At 33.3% G+C, this 12,859-nt stretch carries 11 protein-coding genes and 2 pseudogenes; 11 read left to right on the top strand and 2 right to left on the bottom strand.

Annotated features, from left to right (window positions below; translation table 11 throughout):
- Positions 1-12 precede the first annotated feature (12 nt).
- The 6 genes from BSF42_RS11570 to BSF42_RS11540 all read left to right on the top strand — a co-directional run bounded on the left by BSF42_RS11570 (position 13) and on the right by BSF42_RS11540 (position 5,522).
- Positions 13-1,086, top strand: a complete 1,074-nt coding sequence (locus BSF42_RS11570; RefSeq protein ID WP_095953247.1) for an acyl-CoA reductase — start codon at positions 13-15, stop codon at positions 1,084-1,086.
- 93 nt (positions 1,087-1,179) lie between these two features.
- Positions 1,180-2,250, top strand: coding sequence for a 3-phosphoserine/phosphohydroxythreonine transaminase (serC, locus tag BSF42_RS11565; protein WP_095953246.1), 1,071 nt, complete (start codon positions 1,180-1,182; stop codon positions 2,248-2,250).
- 139 nt (positions 2,251-2,389) lie between these two features.
- Positions 2,390-3,340, top strand: coding sequence for a D-2-hydroxyacid dehydrogenase (locus BSF42_RS11560; protein WP_095953245.1), 951 nt, complete (start codon positions 2,390-2,392; stop codon positions 3,338-3,340).
- 578 nt (positions 3,341-3,918) lie between these two features.
- Positions 3,919-4,482 carry a DUF937 domain-containing protein gene (locus BSF42_RS11550; protein WP_095953243.1) on the top strand — a complete coding sequence of 188 codons (564 nt, stop codon included), beginning with the start codon at positions 3,919-3,921 and terminating at the stop codon, positions 4,480-4,482.
- A gap of 257 nt (positions 4,483-4,739) precedes the next feature.
- A complete protein-coding gene (locus BSF42_RS11545; RefSeq protein ID WP_095953242.1) occupies positions 4,740-5,174 on the top strand; it encodes a DUF6146 family protein in 435 nt (144 codons plus the stop codon).
- Positions 5,175-5,207: 33 nt separating this feature from the next.
- Positions 5,208-5,522, top strand: coding sequence for a DUF6787 family protein (locus BSF42_RS11540; protein WP_095953241.1), 315 nt, complete (start codon positions 5,208-5,210; stop codon positions 5,520-5,522).
- Between the two features lie 5 nt (positions 5,523-5,527).
- Here the strand turns inward: BSF42_RS11540 and BSF42_RS11535 are convergent, their stop codons facing one another.
- Entirely contained in the window at positions 5,528-5,824 is a 297-nt protein-coding gene (locus BSF42_RS11535) for a hypothetical protein (protein ID WP_095953332.1), read from the bottom strand.
- Between the two features lie 271 nt (positions 5,825-6,095).
- Here BSF42_RS11535 and BSF42_RS22800 point away from each other — a divergent pair.
- The 4 genes and pseudogenes from BSF42_RS22800 to BSF42_RS11520 all read left to right on the top strand — a co-directional run.
- Positions 6,096-6,308, top strand: a pseudogene (locus BSF42_RS22800) (ATP-binding cassette domain-containing protein); the annotation flags it as partial.
- Positions 6,309-6,524: 216 nt separating this feature from the next.
- A pseudogene (locus BSF42_RS22795) lies at positions 6,525-6,974 on the top strand (ABC transporter ATP-binding protein); the annotation flags it as partial.
- Positions 6,975-7,106: 132 nt separating this feature from the next.
- Entirely contained in the window at positions 7,107-7,871 is a 765-nt protein-coding gene (locus BSF42_RS11525) for a TIGR02757 family protein (RefSeq protein ID WP_095953239.1), read from the top strand.
- 201 nt (positions 7,872-8,072) lie between these two features.
- Positions 8,073-9,425, top strand: coding sequence for a DEAD/DEAH box helicase (locus tag BSF42_RS11520; RefSeq protein WP_095953238.1), 1,353 nt, complete (start codon positions 8,073-8,075; stop codon positions 9,423-9,425).
- 119 nt (positions 9,426-9,544) lie between these two features.
- Here the strand turns inward: BSF42_RS11520 and BSF42_RS11515 are convergent, their stop codons facing one another.
- On the bottom strand, positions 9,545-10,657 hold the full coding sequence (locus BSF42_RS11515) for a lactonase family protein (protein ID WP_095953237.1): 1,113 nt from the start codon (positions 10,655-10,657) through the stop codon (positions 9,545-9,547).
- A gap of 267 nt (positions 10,658-10,924) precedes the next feature.
- On the opposite strand from BSF42_RS11515, the gene BSF42_RS11510 reads away from it, so the two are divergent.
- Positions 10,925-12,853 carry a BatA and WFA domain-containing protein gene (locus tag BSF42_RS11510; RefSeq protein ID WP_095953236.1) on the top strand — a complete coding sequence of 643 codons (1,929 nt, stop codon included), beginning with the start codon at positions 10,925-10,927 and terminating at the stop codon, positions 12,851-12,853.
- Positions 12,854-12,859: the final 6 nt, after the last annotated feature.

Genomic DNA, 12,859 nt, shown 5'->3' with positions numbered 1-12,859 from the left:
TAAACAAACATTATGACATTAGAAACAAAAAAAAGTGTTTTTGTTGAATTAGGAAAATTTTTAAGTCAGTTTTCTGAAGGTCAATCCATGAAAAAATCTGACGTTTTATATAATGACATCTTTTTTGATGATTTTGAAAAACTTATACATTTATCACAATCGCATAATGGATGGTATACGCCTGAACAGGTTTATTTTGCTATTCAATCCTGGGCAGAAGCTTTAACAGAAGAAAACCTTGAAAAATGGCTTTCTCAATACGAAGCGGAATTTGGCCAAAGCGAGAAAAAAGAAAAAACTGTTGCTTTAATATTAGCTGGAAATATTCCGATGGTAGGTTTCCATGATTTTTTGTCTGTTTTAATTACTGGCAACAAAGCTTTAATTAAAACATCATCCAATGATCAGCATTTATTGCCATTTTTAGCCAAATATTTAATTGCTGTTGATGAAAATTTAAAAGATAAGATCACTTTCGTGGAAGGAAAACTGGAAAATTTCGATACCGTAATTGCCACAGGAAGCAATAATACAGCTCGTTATTTCGAATATTATTTTAAAGACAAACCTTCAATCATTCGTAAAAACCGAAATTCTGCAGCAATTTTAACTGGAAACGAAACCCATGAAGAATTGGAAGAATTAGGCGAAGACATTTTTAGATATTTTGGTTTAGGATGCCGAAATGTTTCTAAGCTTTTTGTCCCAAAAGGCTATTCATTTGATGCTTTTTTTCAAGCTATTTTTAAATATCAGGATGTTATTCACTATGAAAAATATGCTAATAATTACGATTACAACAAAGCCGTTTTTTTAATGAGTAATTTCAAATTATTAGACAACGGATTTTTAACACTGAAAGAAGATTCAAGCTATGCCTCTCCTATTTCGAGCGTTTTTTATGAATATTATGAAAGCCTTGAGGATCTTCAAAAACGTCTTACAACCGATTCAGAGCAAATTCAATGCATTGTCAGCAGCAATTTAAGTCCAGAAAGTATAACATTCGGAGAAACGCAAAAACCGCAATTGTGGGATTACGCAGATAATGTCGATACTATAACGTTTTTGTTAACAACAAAGTAATAAAATGTTTAATTATTTCGAATATTTTAACGCTTTTTCGTCTCTTATTACCGAAATTTGCGTCTTTAAAATTTTCGACTATTAACAACAACCATGAAAAAACACAACTACAGCGCAGGACCAAGTATTTTACCTCAGGAAGTTTTTGAGAAAGCATCAAAAGCAATTTTAAATTTTAATGATTCAGGATTATCTATTCTTGAAATTTCGCACCGAAGCAAAGATTTTGTTGCAGTAATGGAAGAAGCTCGCTCCCTTGCTTTAGAATTATTAGGACTTCAAGGAAAAGGTTATCAAGCTTTATTTTTACAAGGTGGTGCAAGTACAGCATTCTTAATGGCTCCATATAATTTATTAAAAGAAAATGGAAAAGCTGCTTATTTAGACTCAGGAACTTGGGCTACTGCAGCAATCAAAGAAGCTAAACTTTTTGGAGAAACGGTTATCGTAGGTTCTTCAAAAGACAACAATTATACACATATCCCAAAAGGTTACGAAATACCAGCTGATGCAGATTATTTTCACTGTACAAGTAACAATACCATTTTTGGAACTCAAATGAAAGATTTCCCAGCAACAAATATTCCTGTTGTATGTGATATGAGTTCTGATATTTTTTCACGCGAATTAGATTTCTCTAAATTTGATTTGATCTATGCTGGAGCTCAAAAAAACATGGGACCTGCAGGAACTACTCTTGTTGTAGTTAAAGAAGAAATCTTAGGCAAAAACGGAAGAACAATTCCTAGTATGTTAGATTACGCTAAACACATCAAGGCAGAAAGTATGTACAATACGCCTCCTGTTTTTTCTGTTTACGTTTCTCTTTTAACTTTACAATGGATTAAAGAAAAAGGCGGTATTGCTGCTGTTGAAAAATTAAACAACGCAAAAGCTGACTTACTTTATAATGAGATTGACAGAAACCCTTTATTCAAAGGTGCTGCTGCAGTGGAAGATCGTTCTAACATGAACGTTACTTTCTTACTAAACAATCCAGATCATACAGAAACTTTTGATGCTTTATGGAAAGCGGCAAACATTTCTGGATTACCAGGACACCGTTCTGTTGGAGGTTACAGAGCTTCTATTTATAATGCTATGCCTATCGAAAGTGTTCAGGTTTTAGTTGATGTAATGAAAGCATTGGAGTCTAAAGTTTAGTTTTTTTCGGTTAATCGTTAATTTGTTTAACTGTTTAATCGTCAAAAAATACTTCCTTTAAAATATCAAAAAAGAAAAATCAAATAGCTGGTTTATCGATTAAACAATTAAACGATTAACCAAATAAACAATAAATACAATGAAAGTATTAGCAAATGATGGAATTTCTAAAAGTGGAATTCTAGCCTTAGAAAAAGGCGGATTTGAAGTTATAACTACAAAAGTAGCTCAAGAACAAGTAGCTAACTATATAAATGAAAACAACATAGACGTAATTTTAGTTCGTAGTGCAACTAAAGTTCGTAAAGATATTATCGACGCTTGTCCTGGCATCAAAATCATCGGACGTGGTGGTGTTGGTATGGATAACATTGATGTTGACTATGCTAAGAGCAAAGGAATTCATGTAATCAATACTCCTGCTTCATCTTCAGAATCTGTTGCTGAATTGGTATTTGGACACTTATTTAATGGTGTACGTTTTTTACATGATTCTAACAGAAATATGCCTCTTGAAGGAGATACCAATTTTGAAGGTTTGAAAAAAGCATATGCTAACGGAACTGAATTAAGAGGTAAAACTCTAGGTATTGTTGGTATTGGCCGTATTGGTCAAGCTACTGCAAAAATGGCTCTTGGTTTAGGAATGAAAGTTATCGCTGCAGACAGCTTCATCCCTCAGGTTGATATAAAAGTTGAGTTTTTCGACGGACAATCAATTACAACTACAGTTGTTTCTCAATCTTTAGAGTCTTTATTTAAAGAAGCTGATTTCATTACATTACACGTTCCTGCTCAAAATGGTTATATCGTTGGAGAGAAAGAATTTGAAATCATGAAAGACGGAGTTGGAATTGTAAACTGTGCTCGTGGTGGCGTTATTGATGAGGTTGCTTTAGTTAAAGCTTTAGATTCAGGAAAAGTTGCTTTTGCTGGATTAGACGTTTTCGAAAGTGAACCAAAACCAGAAATGGCAATTTTAATGCACACTAAAATTTCATTGACTCCACACATTGGAGCTGCAACTGGAGAGGCACAAGATAGAATTGGTACTGAATTAGCCTCACAAATTATTTCTTTGTTGAGCTAAACAGAAAATAAAAATTACTTTAAAGGGATTTACTATGTTAAGTAGTAAATCCCTTTGTTTTTTTTAGTAGTTTGCACGTAAATTAAACGATATGAAGATTAATAAGAAAAAAATAATACGCAGGTGGATATTTCGTTTAATCTTGCTTACATTTCTAATCGTCTTATTTTGTACCTCTGTCTTTGGAAATATATTTTCACTTGTTATCGAAAAAGCATATTTTATTCCAAAACAGTCTTCTATTTTTACATTTACCGAGACTGTTCATAATAACGGCTCTAGTGATGTTTGGAGATATGGCGAAGATTTCACGAATTATTATTTCAACTTGAGTTCCTTTAATAATGATGTGCTCCTTTTTCCGAAAAAGGACATCCACACTTGTCCAGGGTTTAATCCTGAGGACGTAACTACCTGGTGCAAAGCAAAAAACTCAAAAAAGTAGCCTCACAAATTATTACTTTGTTAAGCTAGTAATAAAAAAATAGATTATCTTTAAAGGTATTTATTATAGAATTGTAGTAAATATCTTTCTTTTTTTTATTATTTTTGGCGTATAATTTAAACTCATATATATCATGTTTGAACAATTAACCCAATTAGTACAACAATATGGAGGTGACGCTGTTGTCAACAATACCGCTGTCCCAAACGAGTACAATCAAGCTGTAATTAGCGAAACTAGCAGCTCTATTTTTGAAAGCTTAAAAAAAATTGTTTCTGAAGGCGGAACCGATCAAATTGCCGGATTATTTAGCGGAAATTCAAGTATCGACAGTTCTAATCCTGTAGTACAGCAAATTCAACAACAATTAAGCGGTAATCTTGGTCAGAAATTTGGACTTAGCAGTGCAGATTCAAGTGGAGTTGCATCCAATTTAATTCCACAGATTTTGGGTTCTTTGGTTAATAAAGCAAAAGATCCTAATGATAATAGTTTTCAAATATCAGATATTATCAGTGCTATATCAGGAAACAGCGGTCAGGCTTCTGGAATAATGGATACCATCTCTAAATACGGAATGCAGTTTGGCCTAGACCAAAACAACGATGGAAAAGTTGATGTTGCCGATGTTCTAGTAGTTACCAAAACAAAAGGCGGTATAGCTGGATTTATTGGGAAATTGTTTGGAAGTAAGTAAAGAAAGGTTCAAAGAGGTAAAGGTTTAAAGGAACAAAGGTTTAAAAAAGCACTTAAAAATGTTTACATCGTAATGTAAACATTTTTTTTGTACAGCTTTGAAACTCTGCATCTTTGAACCTTTGCCTCTTTGCACCTTTGAACCTCTGAACCTTTGAGCCTCTGAACCTTTGAGCCTCTGCACCTTTGCACCTCTAAAAAAACCTAAATTCTGTTAAAACGCTCCTGCCTCTCGTGATTTATTTGTAAATTTAATTCATGAAAAAATGCATTTCCATATTAATTGTTTTATTTGCAATAATTGCTTGTTCTACAACATCGCAAAATATTGCCAGCAATGATAATGCATCAAACAAAAAAGAAAAAGACACAGTCAGAATTGCGAATGATTCTTTAGAATATGAAGTTATTATTATTGATAATGGTTTCAACAGTTGGCTAAACTCTCGTGCGCTTCCTAGAAATCATTACACCTTGAGTTATCTCGAAAATAAAAACTATCAGTATGTTTTGGAATGGAACATTCGAGCTACACAACCCAATCGTTATGATCCGAATTTATACGAAATGACAATAGATTACCAGCCACAGATTCATTATGGATATGAAGTAAATTATTTGATTTATAACTATATGATTTATTTTCAAAATACTTACAAACAAAAGCTCGCGGGATATGTGCCGCAAAGATAATGTTAGTATATTTGTAATGGTTATAAGTAAATAATGGACAAACTTAAAAAACGCTGGGGAATTACATCCAACCTACAAGCCATCATCATATTTATTGTTTTTGCTATCACTGGATCGGCATCTGCATGGATTTCTAGACCTTTTTGCGATTGGGTAGGAATACACAAAGAAGATTTAGGAGTTGTTTGGTTTACTTTAATCCGTCTTCTAATTATCCTTCCTGTTTACCAAGTTTTATTACTTGCTATTGGAACCATTTTTGGGCAATTCCGTTTCTTTTGGAATTTCGAAAAGAAAATGCTAAAAAGAATGGGGCTGGGATTTTTATTTAAAGATAAGTCAGCCTAAATTATTTAGATGTTTTCGTTATTTTTTTGAAAAAAGTAAGTATAAATCCAAGTCAGCGTAAAAGACGGAATAACATCTGTAAAAGGAAGTAATTCCTCTAAAAACGTTAATACACCAGCCACTTTCCCTACTCGTCCTCTATACATTCGAGTCATAATAACACCCGCAATAGGCGCCCAAATTACATCTGAAAACTCACCAAGAAGCGGAATGGAAAATGAGATCATACCAATTCCGTCCAAAATTAAACCAATTATTAATTTTGACATTCTATTATCTTCAACAACATTTAAATCTTGCATTTTCATCGATTTTTGAAGTTTATTCGAAATTAGAAATAAACTATTAATTTCTATTATTTCTTTTTCATGTTTTATTTCTAAAATTCCCATATCAATAAACATTCCATTTTAGATTTTAGTCGCGAAACGGCGGGATAGATTTTAGTCCCGAAGCCTCGGGATTAGATTTTCTAAAAAAATCACTTCGCTCTTTTTTTGGAATTTGGAATTTTAAATATTGTAATTTGTTTCTACACATAATCTTCGTTTCTTTGTAAAAAGAGTTTTCTAAATGATACACGCAAAAAACCTACATAAATTCTACGACAAACTTGAAGTTTTAAAAGGAGTTGATTTACATATTAAAAAAGGCGAAATTGTTTCGATCGTTGGCGCTTCGGGCGCTGGTAAAACAACGTTACTGCAGATTTTAGGAACCTTAGACAAACCAGATCATTACCCAGATTCTTCCTTAACTATTAATGGTAAAAATGTTCTGGAACTACAAGATCTCAAAAACAACAATTCAAAACAAGAAAAGACTTTTAAAATCGTTACTTGGGCAGGGTCTCTTTATATAATAATCCTTGCTGTTTATTTATTATTTTTTAGAAAAGCAGTATTTGACGACACCCTCAGAGTAGTAGTTGTTGGTATTTTATTTTTACCAATTGTTTCAATGTTAGTTTATTATCAGAGATATTTCAAAAAGAAAAGTAAGCAAGATAAAATACTATCTGATTTCAGAAATTTAAATTTAGGATTTATATTTCAATTTCATCAGCTTTTACCGGAGTTTACCGCTCTTGAAAATGTTTGTATTCCTGCACATATAGCTGGTAAAAAAACATCAAAAACAGAAGAAGAAGCCAAAAAACTTTTGACTTATTTAGGGCTTTCACACAGAATCAATCACAAACCCAGCGAACTTTCGGGCGGAGAACAACAGCGTGTGGCAGTTGCAAGAGCTTTAATAAATAAACCTGACGTTATTTTTGCAGATGAGCCTTCTGGAAATCTAGACACACATTCTGCCGAAAATCTGCATCAATTATTTTTCCAGCTTCGAGACGAATTCGGACAGACTTTTGTTATCGTAACCCACAACGAAGAATTAGCGAATATGGCTGATAGAAAATTAGTTATGGTTGATGGCCAGATTAGTAATTAGAAGATGTTTCCTGCTGTCCGCTATACTCCCGATAAACAAAACTACGGTTAATAAACCTTGTTTTTCTAAATCTGGAGGCGACACTCCCTAAGCGTTGTGACACTTCAATAAACAAGAACATTTTATTTCAAAATGAATAAAAAAGAACTTAAAGAATTTCTAGACGAAAAAGTCATTCAATATAATAATCAGGATTTTATAGAAAGTGATCCTGTGCAGATTCCGCATCTTTTCACTCAAAAAGAAGATATCGAAATTGCTGGTTTTTTAAGCGCATCCATTGCATGGGGAAACCGAAAAATGATTATTAAAAATTCACACAAAATGATGGAATTAATGGGCAATACGCCTTATGATTTCGTCATGTCACATTCTGACGAAGATTTGGCTCGGCTTGAAACCTTTGTCCACAGAACATTCAACGGAAATGATTTTGCAGGTTTCATAAAAGGATTACAGCACATTTACAAAAACCACAACGGACTAGAAGCTGTATTTGCCAAAAATCAGCAAGAAAATAGTCTTCAAAAAAGCATTCACGAGTTTAAAAAAATATTTTTTGAAACAGATCATTTGGCAAGAACTCAAAAACACATTTCAGATCCTTTAAACAATTCGGCAGCAAAAAGAATCAACATGTACCTGCGCTGGATGGTGCGTCAAGATAGCAAAGGTGTCGATTTAGGAATCTGGAAAAGCATTTCTCCATCAGCATTATCTTGTCCGCTCGACGTTCATTCGGGAAACGTTGCCCGCAAACTTGAAATTCTTTCGCGAAAGCAAAACGACGCCAAAGCTTTATTGGAATTAGACACAAAACTAAGAGAAATGGATCCGCAGGATCCTGTAAAATATGATTTTGCTTTATTTGGTTTAGGAGTTTTTGAAGGTTTTTAGCATCAAAAAATAAAATATCCTAGTTAAACTAGTGTTCGTTTTTGTATTGTCAAGCCGAGCGTCTCGGGACTTCGGGAGAGGCCTCGAAATGCTCTTCGACTTCGGTCAGAGTGGCAATCAGTACAACAATACTGCATCTAAAATTACAAATTCAACAAAAAACCATCAATTTAACGTACATTTGCACAAAATTTAAAGCAAATGAGCACGTTCGAAAAATTTAATCTTCCAAAATCAGTACAAAAAGCAATCGACGATTTAGGGTTTGTTACGCCAACTCCTATTCAGGAAAAATCTTTTTCAGTGATTACTTCTGGGCGAGATATGATGGGAATTGCGCAAACCGGAACTGGTAAAACATTTGCTTATTTACTGCCTCTTTTAAAATTATATAAATTTACAAATACCAATACACCAAAAATTGTAGTTCTAGTTCCAACACGTGAATTAGTTGTTCAGGTTGTTGATGAAGTGGAAAAACTGACTAAATACATGTCGGTTAAAACATTAGGAATTTACGGTGGTGTAAACATTAATACGCAAAAAAAAGCTGTTTATGAGGGTGTTGATATTTTAGTTGGTACTCCCGGACGAACAATGGATTTAGCTTTAGATGCTGTAGTTCGCTTTGACGAAACTCAAAAACTGGTTATTGATGAATTTGACGAAATGTTGAATTTAGGTTTCCGTACACAGTTGACAGCGCTTTTGGCAATGATGAAAACGAAACGTCAAAACATTTTATTCTCTGCAACAATGACTGACGAAGTTGATGCAATTTTAAATGATTATTTTGATTTTCCTGAGGAAGTTACTTTGTCAGCTTCTGGAACTCCGTTAGAAAAAATTACACAGCTTACTTATAATGTTCCTAACTTCAACACGAAAGTAAATCTTCTTAAGCATTTACTGGAAACAGACGAAAGCATGGAACGTATTCTTATTTTCGTTAATAATAAAAAGATTTCAGACATGCTTCATACAAGAATTGAAGAAATGTTTGAAGGTCAATTTGGAGTTATTCACTCTAATAAATCACAGAATTATCGTCTAAGCACGATGGCAGAATTTCAAGAAGGAAATCTGCGTGGTCTTATCACGACTGATATTATGGCAAGAGGTTTGGATATTTCTAATATTTCGCATGTTATTAATTTCGAACTTCCAGAATTACCAGAACTTTATATGCACAGAATTGGGCGTACCGGTCGTGCCGATGCAACGGGAACTGCTATTAGTTTTGTAACGCCTCGTGAAGTAGAATTTAAAATTGAAGCTGAGGTTTTAATGAATCAGGAACTTAAAATTGCTGATTTTCCTGAAGAAGTTGAAATTTCATCTAAATTAATCGAACCTGAAAAAGACAGACAGCCGATAAAATTCTTAATGAAAAAACAGAAACTAGATGGTGACGGTGCTTTTCATGAAAAAACTAAAAAGAATAAAAAAGTCAACCTTGGAGGTCCTTCAAAAACCAAAAAGAAAACGCATGGTTCTGTTAATAGAAATATGCTGAAAACTAGGGATAAGAAGAGAAAAGATAAGGATAAATAGGTCTCTTTTAGGCGCAAAGGTTCAAAGGAACAAAGCGACAGAGTACAAAAAAGGCTCAAAAGTACAGATTATAAAACCTCTGTACCTTTGAGCCTTTGTTGCTCTGAACCTTTACAAAACTATATCTTCGTAAAAACCAATCCTACCGGCGAACACAATTCGATTCTTTTTCCTGTATCTGTGATTTTTCCTGTTGTTTTATCTCTTTTAAAAATAACTATATCATTTGTATATTGGTGTCCTACTAAAAGGTAATTTCCTGTTGGATCGATGGCGAAATCTCTTGGACCTTTTCCTAAAGTACTTTGCTGTTCTACTAATTGTAAAGCACCCGTTTTAAGAATTTTATAAACTGAAATAGAGTTCGCATCTACGCGATCAGACACATACAAGAAGTTCCCGTCTGGCGAAATTTTGATCGCTGCTGCTCCTGTTCCGCCTGTAAATCCTTTTGGCAGAATACTGGTTTCAGCAACTACTTTCAAACTTCCTGCTTTATCGTAGCTTAAAGTGGTCAAAGTTCCGTCCAATTCCTGCACTAGGTAAACAAATTTGCCATCTTTACTAAAAGTCAAATGTCTCGGGCCGCTTCCCGCTTTTACATCAACACTTCCTTTTAAAGTCAGCATTTCGTTTTTAGAAGCTGGATTGTATTTATAGATAAATATCTTATCCAAACCTAAATCGTTCGACAAAACAAATTTCCTGTCTGGCGAAAAGGCAACCATGTGTACGTGCGCTTTCTCCTGACGTGCGGCATTTGGTCCTTTTCCTTCATGCTGAATTATCTGCTGTACCGCAGTAATACTTCCGTCTGGTTTTTTCGTGTAAACCACAATACTTCCGCCAGAATAATTGGCGACAATTACATTTTTATAGTCATTAATTAAATGACATGGATCTGCACCCAAAGAAGGATTTGTATTTAAAAACTTTAATTTTCCTGAGGCCGAATCATATCCAAAAGCACTTACAGCACTTTGTGTTCCGTTTTCGTTTACAGCATAAACAAATTTATTATCGTTCGAAACCGAAAGATAACTCGGACTGATAACATTTTCTGAAGAATTCTTCAATTTAAAATCGCCTTTAGCCACATCAAATTCATAAACATAAATTCCGTTGCTTTGGCAAGTATTTGTATAAGTTCCAACCAATAAGTTGAATTTACTTTGAGCCTTAACCGTGGTCAGTGATAAAGCTGAAAATAAAAATAAATATATTCTTTTCATAGTTTGTTTTTTTGAATCAGCTAAAATAAGGAATAATATCGTTTTGAAATACTTTCTTTATTACAAATGAAATTTCAAAAGTTACATTTTGTCAACGTGGTTTCCATCGCATAAGTTCATTTTAAACTTTTCCTCAGTAAATCTTAATTGTGAAACATTACTTATAATTTCTAAAATAAACTTATATGGTTTAAATAATTTTTAATTCGTATTTTTGACCAGCATCTTCGCGAAAAACAAAACGTAGTGAAGTAAATCGAAGCCAGAATGCATTTTAAACATCCCGAAATTCTATACTTTCTGTTTTTATTGATCGTTCCAATTTTGGTTCACTTATTTCAATTAAGACGTTTTAAAACCTCCTATTTCACGAATGTTCGATTCTTAAAAGAACTTGCCATTCAGACCCGTAAAAGTTCAAAAATAAAAAAACGCCTTTTATTAGCGACGCGTTTATTATTACTTACCTGCATTATTTTAGCTTTTGCACAGCCTTTTTTTGAAGCCAAAGACAGCAAAAATGCTTCAAACGAAATGTATATCGTTTTGGATAATTCATTTAGTATGCAGGCAAAAGGCAAAAAGGGCGAACTGCTAAAAAGAGCTGTTCAGGAATTACTAGAAAACACGCCAGAAAACACTCAATTTTCGCTATTAACAAACACGGAAAATTTTTGGAACACCGATATTAAATCTTCTAAAAGTGCTTTACAAAACCTAAAATACAGTGCATCATCTTTTGATCTTTCGGCAATTACAGCAAAAATCAAAGCCCACAAATCGGCTCATAAAAAAGATATTGTAATTATTACCGATGCTGTAGGTTTGAAACAAAAAGATATTGCAACTATAGATTTCGACGAAAAACCCTATTTCATTGTTCCAGAAGCTGAACAAAAAAATAACGTTTCAATTGACAGCGTTTACATCAATCAAACCCTAGAAAACTTTTATGAAATCGGAATTAATTTATCGGCTTATGGCGAAGATTTTAAACCCGTTTCGACTGCATTATACAATCAAAACAAACTGATCGCTAAGACGATTATTAATTTTGATACCAAGAAAAAGAAAATCAATTTTACGATTCCAAAAGAAGCTTTTCACGGCTACGTAACAATTGAAGACAATGGTTTGACGTATGATAACAAACTGTTTTTTAGTATTTCTAAAAACAAAAAAACGAACGTAATAAGTATTGGTGAACCAGAGAAAAGTAATTTCTTGTCTCGAATTTATACGCCGGCAGAATTTAATTATCATAATTATTCTATTAGTTCTTTAGATTACAATAGTTTAGAAAAACAGAATACGATTATTTTAAATGAATTGATCGAAATTCCGCAGGCTTTGCAGACTACTCTAAAAGCTTTTGTTTCTAAGGGCGGTAATTTGGTTGTAATTCCTGCTGAGAAAAGTTCAGTTTCTAATTTGAATGCACTTCTTAGTAATTTTGGAAAAGTTCAATTCAATACCTTAGAAAACAACAGCAAATTAATCACAAAAATCAACTTTGATCATCCGCTATTTTCTGGCGTTTTTGAAAACAAAATATCTAATTTTCAATATCCAAAAGTCAACAGTTCATTTACTGTTTCAAGTTCCTATCCTTCTGTTCTTTCATTCGAAGACCAGACACCTTTTGTAACTGCCGTTCAAAATCAGGTTTCAGCAATAACGGTTTTTACAGCGCCGATTAATAGTTCCAATTCTAATTTTCAACAGTCGCCTTTAATTGTGCCTTTATTTTATAAAATAGCGCATAACAACCAAAAAACGGGTGTAAATGCATTAACAATAGGAAACAATCAGCCTTATTTTGTGGATGTTTTATTGACGAAAGATGCTATCTTAGAAGTGAAAGGAAATGAAGATTCTTTTATTCCGATTCAACAGATTTTAAATAATAAAGTAAAATTAACCTTTAATGATTTTCCAGAAACTGCTGGCAATTACAGTGTTTTTGACAAAAAAGAATGGGTTGAAAATATCAGTTTTAATTACAAAAGAACCGAAAGCGATTTGAGTCAGGTAAATACAAATGTAGTTTCTGATTTTAAAACCGCTGATACGATTTCAACCATTTTTAATACCTTACAAACTGAGCGAACCGACAGCCAAATTTGGAAATGGTTTGTTATCTTTGCACTGTTATTTTTAGCATTAGAAATGGCAATTATAAAATTTGTGAAGTAGCTTTTA

The sequence above is a fragment of the Flavobacterium sp. ACN6 genome, from assembly GCF_002304005.1.
GTDB lineage: Bacteria > Bacteroidota > Bacteroidia > Flavobacteriales > Flavobacteriaceae > Flavobacterium.
The sequence above is the reverse complement of the archived record's forward strand: the minus strand, read 5'-3'. Positions and strand labels throughout refer to the sequence as shown.

Bases quoted from the DNA above. Each gene is read 5' to 3' on its own strand.
- BSF42_RS11570 (WP_095953247.1), top strand. From the start codon at position 13: ATGACATTAGAAACAAAAAAAAGTGTTTTTGTTGAATTAGGAAAATTT.
- serC (WP_095953246.1), top strand. From the start codon at position 1,180: ATGAAAAAACACAACTACAGCGCAGGACCAAGTATTTTACCTCAGGAA.
- BSF42_RS11560 (WP_095953245.1), top strand. From the start codon at position 2,390: ATGAAAGTATTAGCAAATGATGGAATTTCTAAAAGTGGAATTCTAGCC.
- BSF42_RS11550 (WP_095953243.1), top strand. From the start codon at position 3,919: ATGTTTGAACAATTAACCCAATTAGTACAACAATATGGAGGTGACGCT.
- BSF42_RS11545 (WP_095953242.1), top strand. From the start codon at position 4,740: ATGAAAAAATGCATTTCCATATTAATTGTTTTATTTGCAATAATTGCT.
- BSF42_RS11540 (WP_095953241.1), top strand. From the start codon at position 5,208: ATGGACAAACTTAAAAAACGCTGGGGAATTACATCCAACCTACAAGCC.
- BSF42_RS11535 (WP_095953332.1), bottom strand. From the start codon at position 5,824: ATGCAAGATTTAAATGTTGTTGAAGATAATAGAATGTCAAAATTAATA.
- BSF42_RS11525 (WP_095953239.1), top strand. From the start codon at position 7,107: ATGAATAAAAAAGAACTTAAAGAATTTCTAGACGAAAAAGTCATTCAA.
- BSF42_RS11520 (WP_095953238.1), top strand. From the start codon at position 8,073: ATGAGCACGTTCGAAAAATTTAATCTTCCAAAATCAGTACAAAAAGCA.
- BSF42_RS11515 (WP_095953237.1), bottom strand. From the start codon at position 10,657: ATGAAAAGAATATATTTATTTTTATTTTCAGCTTTATCACTGACCACG.
- BSF42_RS11510 (WP_095953236.1), top strand. From the start codon at position 10,925: ATGCATTTTAAACATCCCGAAATTCTATACTTTCTGTTTTTATTGATC.